This window comes from Streptomyces lushanensis, assembly GCF_001700515.1.
In the GTDB taxonomy this organism is placed as follows: Bacteria; Actinomycetota; Actinomycetes; order Streptomycetales; family Streptomycetaceae; genus Streptomyces; species Streptomyces lushanensis.
Window position 1 is genome coordinate 1 of record NZ_MAUD01000161.1, and the last position, 16230, is coordinate 16230.

Genomic DNA, 16230 nt, shown 5'->3' on the forward strand with positions numbered 1-16230 from the left:
GGCCGCCCGCTGACCGTGGCGGACTGGCTCGACTCGGCTCCCGCCGTCCTGGAGGCCTGGCATCCGGGCACCGAGGCCGGCCATGCCATCGCCGATGTGCTCTTCGGCGCGGTCAACCCGGGCGGCAAGCTTCCGGTCACGTTCCCGCGTACGGTCGGGCAGGTCCCGGTCTACTACAACCACGAGAACACCGGCCGCCCCTACCGTCCGGCACACTCCGACGAGAAGTACGTGTCCCGGTATCTCGATCTGGAGGACGGCCCGCAGTTCGTCTTCGGCCACGGCCTGAGCTACACCACCTTCACCGTCGGCGAGCCGAGCCTGAGCGCCGACCGCGTCACGGCCGCGGAGCTGCGCGGGGGCGCAACCGTCGAGGCGGCGGTGACCGTACGGAACACCGGTGACCGCACCGGCGACGAGGTCGTCCAGCTCTATGTCCACGACCCGGTGGCCACGCAGGTCCAGCCGGTCCGCAGGCTGCGCGGCTTCCGGCGCGTCACCCTCGCACCGGGCGAGTCCACCACCGTCCGGTTCCCGCTCGGCGCCGAGGACCTCGGATTCTGGTCGGCCGCGAACGAGCCCCATTTCACGGTCGAACCGGGCGACTTCGACATCTACACGGGCAACAGCGCGCGTGCCGAAGGGAAGCGGACGCTGACCGTGACCTGAGGGGAAAGGCTTCAATCCGGCGCGAGGCGTCGTCCTCGACCGGCCCGCCTCCCGCGCGCGGACGACGGCTGCGCCGTCCTCACCACCGGCTCGGGCCGGGGCACCGATGCCCCGGCCCGACTGCCGACACGGCGGCGTCCGCGTACTCCGGCGCGGTGTGCTCGGCCGGTGGGCACGGGCAGACCGCGCCGTGTTCAGATCGGGGTCGACGCCGTACGGTGGTCACGGTCGAACGCCACCCGGAAACGCGGGAACCGTACGGACTTCGGATCCAGCAGATCGAGCAGAATGACCAACTGCTGCTGAATCCCTTCGAGCCGGACGACCGCCGCACCGGTGTCCTCGGCCAGCCGGTCCACGTCCGAGAGCAGTTGCCCGAACCACACGCGGAAGCCGTCGTCCGTGTCGAGCTTCGCGGAGAACTCCGCGAACCCGAGACATCGCCGGCGGCCGGGCTCTCCGTCCGGGTGGACCATCAGCTCCCCGACGGCCCGTTGCTGCGTGCGGAAGAGGCGCAGTTCATTGCTGTCGGAGGAGATCCGGCCGAGAGCGGAGCCGACCTCCGAGATCTGCACCATGACCGCCTGGTTGGTGCGGGACCTGCCGAGATCGAGGAACTGGACGTCACGGCGGAGGATCTCCACCCAGCCGAGATACTCGGCGAGTACGAAGACCGTGCTGCGCCGTACGTACTCGGCCTCCTCCGGCGTGCCCCGGGTGAGGAACCCGGTCAGGAACCCGTGGCCGGGCCCGGGAGCCTGGTCGACGACATATCCGCGCAGTATGTTGAACAGCCTGCTCTGGAGGTCGAAGGCGGCCCAGGCCAGTGAAGCCCCGTATGTCTCCATCAGATTGCGCTGTTCCATGGTGCGCAGACGCCGCTGGGTCCAGTAGCCCAGTACGGCCGCCGCGGAGGCGCTGCCCAGGGCCACCACCGCGGACACCAGCGTCAGGACATCCATCGGTGCACCTCTCCCCCCGGAGACCGCTCCGTACCGTCAAGGCCCGCGAACCCGCCGTATCCTAGCCCGCCGATGTCCCTCGATGCCTTTCGGTCCTCGTCGGACGCCCACCGACGAGCGGCTCGCGACCTTCGTGACACAGCGGATCCGGGCGCTTGCGCACAGTCCGCCCGACCCGTCCGAACAGGCGGTCGGGCGAGGCAGGCCCGATGATGGAAGGCCAGAGGCGCGGGAAGGCGACGGGTAGAGGCTGACCATGGCCGTGTGGCACGTACGGGACTTCGCCCCGGACGATCTGGAGGCGGTGGTGCGCCTCGACAGCGAGAGTGCCACCTCCGACCGGCCCGCCGTCTTCCGTCTCTCCGAGGTCGTCGCCGCGCTCCAGGCACAGCACCCCAGCGTAGTCGCGCTGGCCGACGATCATCTCGTGGGCGCGGCGGTGGGCCGGGTCGACGGCGACCGGGCCTGGGTGCTGCGGATCGGCCTGCATCCGGCCTGGCGGAATCTGGGCCTGGGCACCGCGCTGCTCGACGCCCTGGCGCACCGCCTCCAGGGCGCGGGGGCCAAGACCGTCGCCGCGCTGCTGCCCGAGGACGAGACCGGTGCCACCGCGCTCGCCAACGCGGGATTCCGTTCCTGCCGGGGCCTGACGTATTTCGAGAAGGCGCAGCCCGTGACCGCCCAGGACTCCGCCGTCCTGTCCTCGCTCGGCGCTCTGGTGCCGCCGTCCGGGCTCTGGGAGAAGCTCAGCGGAATGGCCGACGAGAAGCAGCTCATCGAACGGCGGCTGGTGCTGCCGCTGGCCAATCCCGAACTCGCCGACCAGCACGGCGTCGAACCGCCCAGGTGCGTGGTGCTGTTCGGCCCGCCGGGCACCGGGAAGAGCACCTTCGCGATGGCGGTGGCCAGCCGGCTCGGCTGGCCTTTCGTGGAGCTCTTCCCGTCCCGGATCGCGCTGGAGGACGGGCTGGCGAACGGACTCGGCCGCCGCTTCGACGAGATCGCGCAACTCGACCACGCGCTGGTCTTCATCGACGAGGTGGAGGAGGTCGCGGGCGCCCGCAATCTCGCCGATCCGGTCTCCGTCGGCGTGGTCAACGAACTCCTCAAGTCGATCGTCCGGTTCCGTGATCACGACGGCAGGCTGCTGATCTGCGCCACCAACACCGTGGCCGCCCTCGATCCCGCCTTCCTGCGGCACGGCCGTTTCGACTACGTCCTGCCGGTCGGTCCGCCCGACCACGAGGCCCGTACCGCCCTGTGGGCCAGCTATATCGCCAAGGCGGGAGCGCACGCCGACACCGGGATCCTCGCCGAGGCCAGCGACGGGTTCACCCCCGCCGACATCAAGCAGGCCGCCCGTACCGTCGCCCAGACCGTCTTCGAGCGCACCCTCGACAGCGGAGAACGCGCCTGTCCCACCACCGAGGACTACCTCCGCACCATTCGCCGCACCCGACCCACCGTCACCAACGAGATGGTCATGGAGTTCGCCGACCACACCATCCGCTACGGCCGCGTCTGAGAAGCCGCAGCCGGTGCCCCAGTGCTCCGGTGACGCGATGCCCTGGTGCTCCGGTGGCCCGGTGCAGCTCCGGCCCACCCGAAGACAGGTGCTCATCCCTCTTTCGAGGGATATGCCTGAGGCATCGGCCATCGTCACAATCGTTGTGGTTCTCGCTGTACGAGGCCATATGAGGCTCTGCACGGTCCTACGAGAAGGAGAGTGCGCGTTGAAGAAGACGGGACCTCTGTCCGCCCTCGCCACGATCACGCTGATGGGCGCGGTGCTGCTCACGACGGGCGTGTCCGACGCGGCGCCGGCGAAGTGGGCCAGACACAGCGACGCGGCGGCACAGTTCGAAAGAGCGGGTATCACCTCGGTCTCCAGCGGGGGGTGCACCGACTGGGACCGGAGCAACTGCACTTCGTTCACGAACATCAACAAGGCGACGGTCTCCGGTGCGATCGCCTTCAAGCAGGCGAGCCGCTGCAAGGTGATCATCACCGGCGGCACGGAGACGGGACACGCGTCAGGGACCTACAGCCACCGGAACGGCTACAAGGTCGACATGTCCCGGGGCAAGGCCGTGGCCGCCTGTCTCGACTCGTACATCACCGGCACCTTCACCTACGCCGGCAAGCGCGGTGACGGCGCCAGGATGTACAAGTCACCGGCCGGGAACGTCTACGCGGACGAGCGCACCCACTGGGACGTCACCTATCTCAAGGCCAAGGTCTGACGCCTCGCGCGGACCGCCGGACCGCCGGATCTCGGAACTCGGAACTCGGAACTCGGAACTCGGAACTCCTGACTCTCCCGTCTTCCGAGAGGTTCCGGCCGGGCGGACCGGCCCTGACCGGAGGACACCGGTGGCCGCCGTCCCTCGGAGGCGGCCCCTACTTCCCGCCCCTTCGGGCCGGGCCGGTCCGCGTCACCGTCGGGAGTCCGTCGTCCTACCATGGTGCCCGTGACCACGATTGATGCCGAAGACGTCCGCCGTATAGCACTGGCACTCCCGGAGACGGTGGAGAAGGAAGCGTGGAGCATGCCCACGTTCCGTGTCGCCGGGAAGATGTTCATCACGGTCCCCGACGACGAGACGTCGTTCGCCGTACGGTGCCCGAGGCACGAGCGGACCGAGCTGATCGCGGCGGAGCCGGAGAAGTTCTGGGTGCCGGCGCACGAGGCGAGTTCCGCGTGGGTACGGGTGAGGCTCCGCGCCCTGGAGGATCTGGACGAGCTGCGCGACATCCTTGTGGACTCCTGGAAGCAGGCCGCGCCGGGGCGTCTGCTGGAGGCGTTCCCCGCGCTGGAGTCCCAGACGGACCCCAGCGCGCGCTGAGCCCCGCATAGCCGGGCCGATCACCTCTGCCGCGCACAACAAGAACGCCCCCTCGCGCGGAGGGGGCGTCACAGTGCTCGACAACGTCAGCTCAACCACGTCAGACGGTGCTGACGGCGGGATTCGTACCCGCGATCTGAGATCACCATAGCCGGTGAAGGCCGCGCATCGGGGGAGGATCCGCCGACACGCCGGGGAATCCGTCGTCATACGATCACCGGCGTGACGGAGGGGCGGCGGATCATGGATCTGACAGACGGTATGGACACGGGTATGGGTGCGGGCTCGGACGCGGGGTGGCTGGCGCGCAGGCTGGACGAGGCGTTCGGGCCGGACGAGGTGGTGCGGGTGGCGCCGGAGCGGCTGCATCCGGCGATCACGCACGAGCCCACGCGTGCGTTTCTGAGCGGCACCGGTCTGATACGCAGGACGGGGCTTCTCGCGCTCGCACCCGACCTCGGGACCGGCGCCCGGCAGGTGTCCGACCTGTTCCCCGACGAGGCCGAAGGTCTCGACGGCAGAGGCGAGTTCGTGGTCCTGGGCAGCTTCGTGCCGGACGAGGGCGATCCCGACGAGTACCTCGTGCTGGACGGCCGCACCGGCCGGGTCCACGCCCTCGACGATCCGGACGGGAGCCGGCTGCTCGCCTCGGGGCTGTACTCCTTCACGCTCTTCGCGCTCGCCCTCGAATGGCTGCGCACCGACCGTGAGATGTTCGAGAGCTTCGCCGGGCGGTACGGCCCGGAAGCCGTGACGCGGGCGACGGAGATGCTGCTCGGCCTGCTGAGTGACCACGACCCGGTGCTGCTCGGCTCGGAGGACGAGGACACCGAGGTGTCCGCCTTCTGGCGGCTGTCCCTTCTGCTGCGCCCACTGACCCGGATCGCCCCGCCGGGCGAGCGGGACGGACTCACGCTCGCCCTGCCCGAAGGGCTGCTGGAGAAGGAGTACGGCGCGGACGCGGTGGTGCGGTTCGCCGACGAGGACCTCCCTTCGGCACTCACCCACGAGCCCACGCGGGCCTTCCTCCGTGACACGGGCCTGGCCCGCGAGTGCGTCTGGGCCTCCCTGGCCGACGGCCCGCTCCGGACACTGGCCGAGCACCACACGGACGAGCGGGACGACGAGTCCTGGGGCCCCGCGGCGCCCGGTGCCGAGGACCTGATCCGTATGGGGCATCTCGTGGAGGACATCGACCTCGTCGTCGAGGGCGCGACCGGACGGGTACGGGGCTGGTCCGTTCCGGAGGCCCAACTCCTCCCCGTCAACGCCGATGTCTCCACCCTCGCGTTCACCCAGTGGCTGATCGCCCGTGTGATCGCCTGCGACCGCGAGCACCGGATCACCGACGACTACGTCAATCTGGCGGCCACGGCCACCGCCGTACTCGCCGACGTCGAACGCGCCGCCCGCCCCGACGGCGAGGACGGCATCCGGTGCTACTGGCCCGAGGCCTTCCACGACGAGGCCGGCGGGGGCCTCTACGCCTGAGAAGGGCGGCGGGCGCGGGCGGCTGACACCACCGGGCTAGTCCGGCGGGCCCGGCGGACCAGCCCGACCGCATGCTGATGGACGAGGCCCCACTCCTCCGTGAAGGGAAGTGCCATGGCTTCATCCATACCCGAGGGTTCGCGGCGCCGGGGCCGGTACGGCCTGGTCGCCACGTGCACCGCGGCGGCAGCCGCTCTCAGCGGCTGCGCCGCCCCGGTGGCTCTCCCGTCGGATCCCCACGCCGGTCAGCCCGGCCCCGCCGTGGCCCAGGCCACGCCCGAGTACCCGTACGCGCCCTGCGGCAATCCGCCGGTGAAGCTGGAGAAGCAGGCCCAGGAGTTCCTGGACCAGCTCGCCGCCGAGGACGGGACCCCGCTGTACGACCTGTCGTACGCGGCGGCGCGTGAGGTGCTCGACAAACTCCAGTCGGGCCCCGTCGACAAACTGCCCGCGCAGATCAGTGAGCGGACCGTGCCCGGTGGTCCGACCGGGCCCGTCTCCATCCGCGTGGTCCGGCCGCCCGGAATCACGGGCCCGCTGCCCGGCATCGTCTATCTCCACGGCGGTGGCTGGATCCTGGGCAACGCGCAGACCCATGACCGGCTCGTACGCCAGATCGCCAACGGCGCCCGCGCCTCGGTGATCTTCGTCAACTACACGCCGTCCCCGGAGGCACAGTTCCCCGTGCCGCTCGAGCAGGCGTACACCGTCGCCAAGTGGGTCGCCGAACACGGCAGCGAGATCGGCGTCGACTCCTCCCGGCTCGCCATCGCCGGTGACTCGGTGGGCGGTGACATGACCGCCGCCGTCACCCTGATGGCCAAGGAGCGCGGCGGACCGAAATTCCTCCAGCAGGTCCTGCTGTACCCGGTCGTCGACGCACGCTTCGACACGCCGTCGTACAACCGATTCGCGGACGGCTGCTGGCTCACCCGCCGGGCGATGGAGTGGTACTGGGACGCGTACGCCCCGGACCACGCGGTGCGCGACCAGCCGCTCGCCTCGCCCCTGCTCGCCACCGTCGAGCAGCTCCGCGGTCTGCCCAAGGCGCTGGTGATCACCGACTCCGACGTCCTGCTGGACGCCGCCAACGCCTACGCGGACAAGCTGCGCAGTGCGGGAGTCCCGGTGACCAACCGTCACTTCGGCGCCATCACCCACGACTTCATGATGCTCAACGCCCTGGCGGGCACCGAGGCCGACAAGGCGGCCGTCGCGGAGACCACCAAGACGCTCCGCGAGGCGCTGTACGGGAAGGAGAAGGCAGGAGCCGGCACGAAGTAAATGAGCCGGCGTGACCGGCCGGAGCGGACGTCGACGCTCCGGGCGCCGTCCGGGCGCTCCGCCGCGCCGCCGTTCCGTCCGAGCCGTGGCCGGTCCGTTCCCCGGGCCGGCCACGGCAGCCTGCCCCCGTACGGCGTGTCACGTCCACAGCGCGCCGGCGACGGCGATGCCCACGAAGGCCGCACCGAGCCCGGCGATCACGCTCGCGACGACATTGGCCGCCGCGTAGAACCTGGCGCCGTCCTCGGCCAGCCGCAGCGTCTCGTAGCTGAACGTCGAGTACGTCGTCAGCGCACCGCACAGCCCCGTCCCGATGAACAGCCGTACCGAGGAGGACGCCGCACCCGCCGTGACGGCACCCGTCAGCAGTCCGAGGACCAGACAGCCCACCACATTGACCGTGAACGTCCCCCAGGGGAAGAGGGTGTCGTGCCGGGTCTGCACCGCCCGGTCGGTCAGATACCGCAACGGCCCGCCGATCGCCGCCCCGGCCATGACCAGGAGCCAGTTCACCGGTCCACCCCGCCTTCCGTGTACCGGACGACCTCGCAGTCGTCGAGGACCACCAGTCCCTCCCCGACCAGTCCGTCGAGCTGCGGCAGGAACGCCCGGATCTTCTCCCCGGCGTCCACGATCACCACCGCCATCGGCAGATCCTCGCTCAGCGACAGCAGCCGTTGCGTATGGATCAGCGACGACGCCCCGTACCCTTCGACACCGCGGAAGACGCTCGCCCCCGCCAGCCCCGCCGCGTGCGCCCGGTGCACGATCTCCGTATAGAGGGGCCGATGGTGCCAGAGATCCGATTCCCCGACGAGGACCGTCATCCGCAGGGCCGTGCCCGCCAGTTTCGTCATGCCTGCCTCCACGCCACGACGCGGCGTGTCACCCACACCGCGGCCCACACCGCCGCGAGGGCCGCGAGCAGCGTCAGTCCCAGATAGGCCATCCCCGTACGTGCCCGGCCGGCATCCACCAGACGCTCGATGTCCACCGCATAGGTGGAGAACGTGGTGAACCCGCCCAGCACACCGGTACCGACGAACGGCCGGATCAGCCGGTGCGCCGCCCATGCCTCGGTGACCACCACCATGAACACACCGATCAGCGCGCAGCCCGTGACATTGACGGTGAACGTCGTCCAGGGAAAGCCGTCCGCGGCGGTCGGCCACAGCAGCGAGGCGCCGTACCGGGCCGCCGAGCCGCACATCGCGCCGAGCGCCACGACGGCCACCACCGACCAGGGCACCCGCGGGCGCGCCGGACGCCGTCCGGGAACGGAAAGATCGACATCGGGGTCGACACCGGGACGGCCGGACCGACCGGCGGGCTCTTCCTTCGCACGGCTCCGGGGAACTCGCACCACCATGCTTCTCCTACTCGCCCGGCGCCCGGATCAGGGCGCGCTTCCTCGCAAGTAGGGACCGTTGGCGGCCTGTCACCGCGGTTCGGGTACGGCGGGCCCCACCGCCGCTCGGCACTCGTCGGAGCGCCTCGGGCTCAAGGCTAGCTCCGGGGACCGTCGACGCGCCAACCGTGTCCGCAGGGCGGCACCCGGCCATGGGATCCCGGGAGCGATGCGGTCCCGCGGCCATGCCGTCTCCACCGGCTGTGACGTCCCCCGGCTGTGACGTCCCCGGCTACGGCCTCCCGTGGCGCCGGGCCGGGCTGCTCGGCTCGGCGGCGCGCAGATCGGCCAGCAGCTCGGCCTGGCCCGTCAGCAGTCCGGACAGGATCGTCCGCGCCACCCTGAGCAGCTCCGCGACCTCCGGGTTGGCCAGGGCGTAGTGGACGGCCGAGCCTTCCCGGCGTGCGGTGACGAGGTGGGCCCGGCGCAGGACGGCCAGCTGCTGCGACAGATGCGACGGTTCGACCCCGACCTCGGACAGCATCTCGGAGACCGCGTGCTCGCGCTCGCTCAGCAGCTCCAGCACGCGGATGCGGACAGGGTGCCCCAGCGTCTTGAAGAACTCCGCCTTCAACTGGTACAGCGGCGCGCTCATCGAACCAGCTCCACGCCGCAGAGAACCGTCGCGCGGTGCGATCGCCGCCGCTGCGCACGCCCGGGGCGTCGCACGCATCCAGAACTCATCGTCATGAGCCCATCCTCGCGCCTTCGCGCCGAACTGATGACCTTCGGAATTGCCAAGAACAGCAAGAACAGCAAGAACAGCAAGAAGGGCAGGACCGGCCGACCGGCCGGACAGGCAGGACCTGGCGATCGCGGGACCTACAGAGGCAGAGTGATCCAGATGCTCTTGCCCTGGCCGTCCGCGTCGCCGCGTACGACCGCCGTCCCGCCGAGGCCGAGCGTGAGCTCCACCACGGTGGCCAGCCCGCCGCTCCCGTCACCGGTGGCCGCCGCGTACAGGGCGGGCTGATGCGGATGGCGGTCATGGACGGCGAACGCGAGCGTGTCCGGCCCGGCGGCGTAGACGACGGTGACGTTCGGGGAGCGGACGGCCGCGTGCCGCACACTGTTGGTGACCAGCTCGCTCACGATCAGCAGCGCCGGGCCCACGCTCGGATGCCGGTGGCTGATGCCCCATTCGGCCAGCACCATTTCGGTGGTCTCACGTGCCAGCCGTACCGCCGTGCCCATGGCGGGCAAGGTCAGTACATGCCGGTGAGGAAGGGTGTCGAGCCGTGTGATCACCGGGCCTCCGGACGGACGGGACGGAGGCCGGTGGCCTCGAACGTACGGCGGGCGACGGGAACCGTCGTCGTGACGCCTCCTCGGTGCGGGCGGCGGCCCATGGCCGTGAAGTCGGCCCGGACGGGCGGGAGGGAACGGATCCGGCGCCGGGGCCGGGCCGGTGGCATGGGCACACTCACCGCGAGGAGACCTCGGCCTTGCGGGGCTCCGCCGGCTCCCGCAGCTCCTCCAGCAGCTCGTGCTGCCCGGCGAGCATCTCGGTCAGGATCCGCCGGGCGGCCCGCATCAGCTCCGCCACATCGCCGCCGGCGAGTTCGTACACCACGGTCGGGCCCTCGCGGGTGGCCGTCACGATGCCGGAGCGGCGCAGCACCGCGAGCTGCTGGGAGAGACTCGACGGTTCGATCCCTGTCGCCGTGAGCAGATCCCGTACGGGCATCGGCCCGTCCTGCAACAGCTCCAGCACCCGGATCCGGACCGGATGTCCCAGCATGCGGAAGAACTCGGCCTTCACCTGATACAGCGGAACCGGCACGGTCGCGGACCCTCCTCACCACCTGGCGCGGCCCGGACCACCGGGCCGGTACGGCACAGGACCACAGCATGTAGTGAATTGCAGAATTTTGCAATTCATCAGGATCTGTTTCGGCCGGACGGACCCCGGGCCGTGTTCGAGAAGTCTCCGCTGTGCCGGGAGGGCCGTCCGGGACACTCGCGGACGGCGCTCGACGGTGTCGCGGGCGCCGCCCTCGGCCTGTCACTCATAGTTCGGCGTCGAACGCGACCGGCACTCGGAGCGGACACCTCCGCCGACAGCCGACCTGCCGGCCGACGCGGGGCAGCCCTCAGCTGTCGAAGTCGACCGCCAAGGTCTCGGAGACGGGGAAGGTCTGGCAGGTCAGGACATATCCCTCGGCCACTTCGGAGTCCTCCAGCGCGAAGTTGCGGCGCATGTCGCCCTCGCCCTCCGTGACCCGGGCGCGGCAGGTGCCGCAGACGCCTCCCTTGCAGGCGAAGGGCAGATCGGGACGCGTGCGCTGGGCGGCGTCGAGCAGGGCGGTGCCGCGGGGGAGCGGGGCGGTGGTGGTGCGGCCGTCGAGGGTGATGGTGACCTGGCTGACGGGACCGGCCACCGCCGCGTCCTCGTGACGGACCGACCGTACGGGCTGGTCGTCGGCGTAGAACAGCTCCCGGTGCACACGGTCGGACGGCACGCCCAGCTCCGCCAGGAGCCGCTGGGCCTCCTGGACCATGAGGTGGGGACCGCACAGCCACCAGTGGTCCGTCGCCGGGATGTCCACCAGCCCGTCGATGAGGGCGGTCAGCCGCTCGGCGTCGAGGCGGCCCGAGAGCAGTTCGGCCTCGCGCGGCTCGCGGGAGAGCACATGCCCGAGCTGGAGCCGGGCGGGATGGAGGTCCTTGAGATCCGCCAGCTCGTCGGCGAACATCACCGTGTCCGTACGCCGGTTCCCGTAGAAGAGCGTGACCCGTGAGCGGCTGTCGGCGGCCAGGACCGACTCGGCGATCGACAGCATCGGGGTGATGCCGGAGCCCGCGGCGACCAGGACATGATGGCCGGGCACGGTGAGGTCGGGCGTGAAGGAGCCGGTGGGCGCCATCACCTCGACGGTGTCCCCGGGACGTACGTCGTGCACCAGCCAGGAGGAGAAGAGCCCGCCGGGGACCATACGGACACCGATCCGCGGTGGTGCGCCCTCGGGGGAGCAGATGGAGTACGAGCGGCGCTCGTCCCGTCCGTCGATCTCCCGGCGCAGGGTGAGCGACTGGCCGGCCCGGTGCGCGAACTCCGCGGTCAGCTCCTGCGGGATGTCGAAGGCGATCGCCGCGGCGTCCTCGCACAGCCGCTCGACCGCGGACACCCGCAGCCGGTGGAAGGCCGGCCGGCGGCGCGTGCGCGCGATCGCACCGCCGGCCGCGCTTCCCGCGCCGGTCCCGGTTCCGGTCGCGGCGGTGGTCGGGGCCATCAGATCTCCTTGACGTACTCGAACGGTTCCAGACAGGCGCGGCAGCGCCACAGCGCCTTGCACGAGGTGGAGGCGAAGCGCGATGTCTCCTCGGTGTCGGCCGAACCGCAGCGCGGGCAGGCCACCGCCCGGCGCGAGACCGACAGCTCCAGCGGGACGGGCCCGGCGGGCCGCCGGCGCGCAGGGCCGGGCGGCGCGATGCCGTGTTCGCCGAGCTTGCGGCGGCCGGTGGGAGTGATCCAGTCCGTGGTCCACGGCGGATCGAGTTCCGTTCTGATCTCCACCCGCTCGAATCCGGCCGCCCGCAGCCGCGATGCCACGTCGGCGCGCATCTCGGCCATCGCCGGGCAGCCCGAATAGGTCGGTGTCAGGCTCGCGACGACCGTGCCGTCGTCCGTGACCTCGACACCTCGCAGCACACCCAGATCGGCGAGCGTCAGCATGGGCAGCTCGGGATCCGGGACGCCCTCGGCGACCCGCCGCGCCCGCTGCGCCGTGAGGGAGGTGAGGGAGGCGTTCGCGGTCACCATGTCGCCTCCGGGTGGGCGCGCGCCACACTCTGCAACTCCGCCAGCAGCGGCGCCAGATGGACGGTGTGGTCCCCGTCCCGGCCGCTGCCGGCCAGAGTGCCGCTGTCGGGAAGCGTGAGCCCCGCGGCGTCGAGGACCTGGCCGAGCACCTCGGTCACCTCGTCCCGCACGGACTCCGCGTCGATACCGAACCCCGGTTCGGCGCCGAGGAGTTCACCGAGGTACGGCGCGACCTCGCGCAGCGCCGCGACCATACGGCGGTGCGACTCCTCCGTCCCGTCACCCAGCCGCAGCGTCCAGTCGGCGGCGAACTGGCGGTGGTAGGCGAGCTCGTTGACACCCTTGGCCGCGACCGCCGCCAGCACCGGATCCTCGGCCGCCGTCGCCAGCCGTCCGAACACCGCCAGCCGCCAGCAGGACAGCACGAGCAGCCGCACGGTCGAGAAGGCGAAGTCACCGTTGGGCAGTTCGGCGAGGCGTACGTTGCGGAAGTCGCCGGGGTCCCGGAAGTAGGCGTACGCGTCCTCGCCGCGCCCCGTGCCGTCCGCCTGTCCCACCCGCGCGTAGAGCAGCCGGGCCTGGCCGAGCAGATCGAGGCCGATATTGGCCAGGGCCACCTCCTCCTCCAGCTCCGGCGCGCGGGTGCACCACTGCGCGAGGCGCTGCGCGCCGACCAGGGCGTCGTCGGCGAGCGCGAGACACCGCCCGGTCAGTTCCCCGACGTCGACACCGTCCGGCACGGTCGTGTCCACACCGTGCAGCGGATCCTCGAAACCGGTGCCGAAGGCCCAGCGGGCATCGCCGTCGTCATGTCCCTCGGCCAGCGAGAGATAGACATGATCGTCGCTCATGTCCGGCTCCTAGATGTGGGGGACATCTTCGGGGATGTCGTAGAAGGTGGGATGGCGGTAGACCTTGTCGGCGCTCGGCGCGAAGAAGGGATCCTTCTCGTCGCGTGTGGAGGCCGCGATGTGCTGCGAGCGGACGACCCAGATACTGACGCCCTCGTTGCGCCGGGTGTACAGGTCACGGGCGTGGCTGAGCGCCATGGTGTCGTCGGCGGCGTGCAGCGAGCCGACATGGACATGGTTGAGACCGCGCTTGCCCCGTACGAACACCTCGTACAGCGGCCACTCGCGCGGGGTCTCCTCGGCCGTCGCCTTCTCGGTGCCGGTCACGCGGCTGTCCCTTCCTCGGTGCCTACGGTCCTGGCGGCCCGCCTGGCCGCGTGCGCGGTCGCCGCCGCGCGGACCCAGGCGCCGTCCTCGTGCGCGGTCCGCCGCCGCGCGACACGTTCGCTGTTGCACGGTCCGTCGCCGCGGATCACCCGCTGGAGCTCGGCCCAGTCGGGAGTGCCGAAGTCATGGCGCCCGCGCTCCTCGTTCCAGCGCAGCTCCGGGTCGGGGAGTGTGACCCCGAGCTTCTCGGCCTGCGGCACGGTCATGTCGACGAACCGCTGGCGCAGCTCGTCGTTGCTGTGCCGCTTGATCTTCCAGGCCATCGAGGCCGCGGAATTGGGGGAGTCGCCGTCGGGCGGCCCGAACATCATCAGTGACGGCCACCACCAGCGGTCGACCGCGTCCTGCACCATCGCGCGCTGGGCGTCCGTACCGCGCATCATCGTCATCAGCAGCTCGTAGCCCTGCCGCTGATGGAAGGACTCCTCCTTGCAGATCCGCACCATGGCGCGCGCGTAGGGACCGTACGAACTGCGGCACAGCGGAACCTGGTTGCAGATCGCCGCGCCGTCCACGAACCAGCCGATCACTCCGACATCGGCGAAGCCGGGCGTCGGGTAGTTGAAGATCGAGGAGTACTTCTGGCGTCCTTCGATCAGCCGCTCGGTCAGATCGGCGCGGTCGGCTCCCAGTGTCTCGGCCGCGGAGTACAGATAGAGGCCGTGTCCCGCCTCGTCCTGGACCTTGGCGAAGAGGATGGCCTTACGGCGCAGCGACGGAGCCCGGGTGATCCACTCGCCCTCCGGCTGCATGCCGATGATCTCCGAGTGCGCGTGCTGTGCGATCTGCCGGATCAGCGTCTTGCGATAGCCGTCGGGCATCCAGTCGCGCGGTTCGATCCGCTGATCCCGCGCGATGGTCGCGTCGAAATCCGCCTGGAGGCGCGGCTCGGCCGGACCGGTGGCGGTGGTGACGGACGAGGCGGCGCCGGACGGGGCGGGGTCTGTCGTGGTCATCGATACCAGCTTCCCAACCGACCGTTCGTTCGGTATGTAGTGTGTTGAGTCTACTGCGCACGCGCGGGCCCGCCAAGAGGGGCGCGGGCCGTGCCGGGAGGAGCGGTACCGCTCACACCCGCTCCACGAGCATCGCCACGCCCTGGCCGACGCCCACACACAGAGTGGCCAGGCCCCGGCGGGCGTCCTCGCGCTCCAGCCGTCCCAGCAGGGTGAGCAGGATACGGGCGCCGGAGCAGCCGAGCGGATGGCCGAGGGCGATGGCGCCGCCGTCCGCGTTGACCCGCTCCTCGTCGAGCTTCAGCCGCCGTACGACGGCGAGGGCCTGCGCGGCGAAGGCCTCGTTCAGCTCGACCGCGCCCAGCCCGCCGGTCTCCCAGCCGGCGCGGGCGAGGGCCTTCTCCGTGGCGGGCACCGGGCCGAGGCCCATCAGGTTGGCCTGGACGCCTGCCGAGGCGGAGGCGACGATCCGGGCCCGGGGGGTGAGTCCGTACCGTTCGACGGCCGCCGCGCTCGCCACGACCAGGGCCGCCGCGCCGTCGGAGAGCGGTGAGGAGGAGCCCGCGGTGACGATGCCGTCCTCGCGGAAGATCGTCCGCAGCGCGGCGAGCTTCTCCGGTGTCGTACCGGGGCGCGGGCCCTCGTCGGCGGTCACCTCGCCGCCCTTGACGGGGACCGGCACTATCTCCCGGTCGAAACGGCCCGCCTGCTGGGCGGCGACGGCCCGCCGGTGGCTGCGCAGCGCGAAGGCGTCGGACTCGGCGCGCGTGATGCCGTCCAGGGCCGCGACCTCCTCCGCGGTCTCACCCATCGACAGGGTCACCTTCACCGTGCCGGGCCCGGCGCCGGCGGGCACGGCACGGTCGGCGGCGGTGAAGCGCGGATTGGTGAAGCGCCAGCCCAGTGAGGTGTCGTACATCTCGCCCGGCTTGGCCCACGGTGTGCCGGGCTTCGCCATCACCCACGGGGCGCGGGTCATCGACTCGACGCCGCCCGCGACGATCAGCTCGGCCTCGCCCGAGCGGATCGTCTGCGCGGCGGAGGCGACGGCGGTCAGGCCCGAGGCGCAGAGCCGGTTGACGGTGTAGCCGGGCACGGTGTGCGGCAGCCCGGCCAGCAGGACGGCCATCCTGGCCACATCGCGGTTGTCCTCGCCGGCCTGGTTGGCGGCGCCGAGGATCACCTCGTCCACGGCCTCGCCGGGAATCCCGGAGCGCAGGACGGCCTCGCCGACCACCAGGGCCGCCAGATCGTCGGGCCGTACGGTGGCCAGGGCGCCGCCGTAGCGGCCCTGCGGGGTGCGGGCCCCGTCGATCAGATAGACCTCGTCGGACATCGACGCGCTCCTCGGTGGTCGGATGGACGGTCGGGTGGAAAGCTGGTATCGATGACCACGACAGACCCCGCCCCGTCCGGCGCCGCCTCGTCCGTCACCACCGCCACCGGTCCGGCCGAGCCGCGCCTCCAGGCGGATTTCGACGCGACCATCGCGCGGGATCAGCGGATCGAACCGCGCGACTGGATGCCCGACGGCTATCGCAAGACGCTGATCCGGCAGATCGCACAGCACGCGCACTCGGAGATCATCGGCATGCAGCCGGAGGGCGAGTGGA

20 protein-coding genes are annotated in these 16230 nt (G+C 71.2%); 7 read left to right on the forward strand and 13 right to left on the reverse strand.

The annotated features are described in order from the left end of the window. The coding region (locus BFF77_RS15140) for a fibronectin type III-like domain-contianing protein (protein ID WP_211280239.1) at positions 1-669 on the forward strand (669 nt) is incomplete at its 5' end. A gap of 194 nt (positions 670-863) precedes the next feature. Here the strand turns inward: BFF77_RS15140 and BFF77_RS15145 are convergent. Further along, positions 864-1631 carry a hypothetical protein gene (locus tag BFF77_RS15145; protein WP_066949217.1) on the reverse strand — a complete coding sequence of 256 codons (768 nt, stop codon included), beginning with the start codon at positions 1629-1631 and terminating at the stop codon, positions 864-866. Positions 1632-1887: 256 nt separating this feature from the next. Here BFF77_RS15145 and BFF77_RS15150 point away from each other — a divergent pair, with 256 nt between their 5' ends. From BFF77_RS15150 to BFF77_RS15170, 5 genes are all read left to right on the forward strand, one after another. Then, entirely contained in the window at positions 1888-3156 is a 1269-nt protein-coding gene (locus BFF77_RS15150) for an ATP-binding protein (protein WP_066949220.1), read from the forward strand. A gap of 208 nt (positions 3157-3364) precedes the next feature. Next, positions 3365-3874: a hypothetical protein gene (locus tag BFF77_RS15155; RefSeq protein ID WP_245703509.1), complete on the forward strand. Its 510-nt coding sequence runs from the start codon at positions 3365-3367 to the stop codon at positions 3872-3874. Between the two features lie 228 nt (positions 3875-4102). After that, complete coding sequence (locus tag BFF77_RS15160; RefSeq protein ID WP_245703511.1) at positions 4103-4477, forward strand: MmcQ/YjbR family DNA-binding protein; 375 nt, start codon at positions 4103-4105, stop codon at positions 4475-4477. A 243-nt stretch (positions 4478-4720) separates the two neighbouring features. Then, entirely contained in the window at positions 4721-5968 is a 1248-nt protein-coding gene (locus BFF77_RS15165) for an SUKH-4 family immunity protein (protein ID WP_079125178.1), read from the forward strand. Positions 5969-6082: 114 nt separating this feature from the next. Continuing rightward, a complete protein-coding gene (locus BFF77_RS15170) occupies positions 6083-7252 on the forward strand; it encodes an alpha/beta hydrolase (protein ID WP_079125179.1) in 1170 nt (389 codons plus the stop codon). Between the two features lie 138 nt (positions 7253-7390). On the opposite strand, the gene crcB (BFF77_RS15175) is transcribed toward BFF77_RS15170, so the two are convergent. The 12 genes from crcB (BFF77_RS15175) to BFF77_RS15230 all read right to left on the reverse strand — a co-directional run bounded on the left by crcB (BFF77_RS15175) (position 7391) and on the right by BFF77_RS15230 (position 15953). Next, positions 7391-7765 carry a fluoride efflux transporter CrcB gene (gene crcB, locus BFF77_RS15175; RefSeq protein WP_066949230.1) on the reverse strand — a complete coding sequence of 125 codons (375 nt, stop codon included), beginning with the start codon at positions 7763-7765 and terminating at the stop codon, positions 7391-7393. After that, positions 7762-8109: a DUF190 domain-containing protein gene (locus tag BFF77_RS15180; protein WP_066949233.1), complete on the reverse strand. Its 348-nt coding sequence runs from the start codon at positions 8107-8109 to the stop codon at positions 7762-7764. Before BFF77_RS15180 ends, crcB (BFF77_RS15175) begins: the two co-directional genes overlap by 4 nt. Then, positions 8106-8621, reverse strand: coding sequence for a fluoride efflux transporter CrcB (gene crcB, locus BFF77_RS15185; protein WP_079125180.1), 516 nt, complete (start codon positions 8619-8621; stop codon positions 8106-8108). Before crcB (BFF77_RS15185) ends, BFF77_RS15180 begins: the two co-directional genes overlap by 4 nt. Positions 8622-8892: 271 nt before the next feature. Further along, on the reverse strand, positions 8893-9255 hold the full coding sequence (locus BFF77_RS15190) for an ArsR/SmtB family transcription factor (RefSeq protein ID WP_066949239.1): 363 nt from the start codon (positions 9253-9255) through the stop codon (positions 8893-8895). Positions 9256-9482: 227 nt separating this feature from the next. Then, positions 9483-9908, reverse strand: a complete 426-nt coding sequence (locus BFF77_RS15195) for an ATP-binding protein (protein ID WP_066949242.1) — start codon at positions 9906-9908, stop codon at positions 9483-9485. Positions 9909-10083: 175 nt separating this feature from the next. Then, positions 10084-10443 (reverse strand): ArsR/SmtB family transcription factor, encoded by a 360-nt coding sequence (locus BFF77_RS15200; protein ID WP_066949245.1) that lies wholly within the window; start codon positions 10441-10443, stop codon positions 10084-10086. A gap of 310 nt (positions 10444-10753) precedes the next feature. Next, positions 10754-11893 (reverse strand): 1,2-phenylacetyl-CoA epoxidase subunit PaaE, encoded by a 1140-nt coding sequence (paaE, locus tag BFF77_RS15205; protein ID WP_066949248.1) that lies wholly within the window; start codon positions 11891-11893, stop codon positions 10754-10756. Continuing rightward, the gene (gene paaD / locus BFF77_RS15210; RefSeq protein ID WP_066949251.1) at positions 11893-12423 is read right to left on the reverse strand and encodes a 1,2-phenylacetyl-CoA epoxidase subunit PaaD; all 531 of its coding nucleotides are present in this window, start codon (positions 12421-12423) and stop codon (positions 11893-11895) included. The genes paaE and paaD overlap by 1 nt, the downstream gene beginning before the upstream one ends. Beyond that, complete coding sequence (gene paaC / locus BFF77_RS15215) at positions 12417-13274, reverse strand: 1,2-phenylacetyl-CoA epoxidase subunit PaaC (RefSeq protein ID WP_066949253.1); 858 nt, start codon at positions 13272-13274, stop codon at positions 12417-12419. The genes paaD and paaC overlap by 7 nt, the downstream gene beginning before the upstream one ends. Before the next feature lie 9 nt (positions 13275-13283). Beyond that, positions 13284-13601, reverse strand: coding sequence for a 1,2-phenylacetyl-CoA epoxidase subunit PaaB (paaB, locus tag BFF77_RS15220; protein WP_066949256.1), 318 nt, complete (start codon positions 13599-13601; stop codon positions 13284-13286). Then, positions 13598-14617: a 1,2-phenylacetyl-CoA epoxidase subunit PaaA gene (paaA, locus tag BFF77_RS15225; RefSeq protein ID WP_066949259.1), complete on the reverse strand. Its 1020-nt coding sequence runs from the start codon at positions 14615-14617 to the stop codon at positions 13598-13600. The genes paaB and paaA overlap by 4 nt, the downstream gene beginning before the upstream one ends. Positions 14618-14729: 112 nt before the next feature. Beyond that, a complete protein-coding gene (locus BFF77_RS15230; protein ID WP_066949262.1) occupies positions 14730-15953 on the reverse strand; it encodes a thiolase family protein in 1224 nt (407 codons plus the stop codon). A gap of 51 nt (positions 15954-16004) precedes the next feature. Between BFF77_RS15230 and BFF77_RS15235 the strand changes: the two genes are divergently transcribed. Continuing rightward, positions 16005-16230, forward strand: a 226-nt coding sequence (locus BFF77_RS15235; RefSeq protein ID WP_211280240.1) for a Phenylacetic acid catabolic protein, incomplete at its 3' end; no start/stop codon positions are given.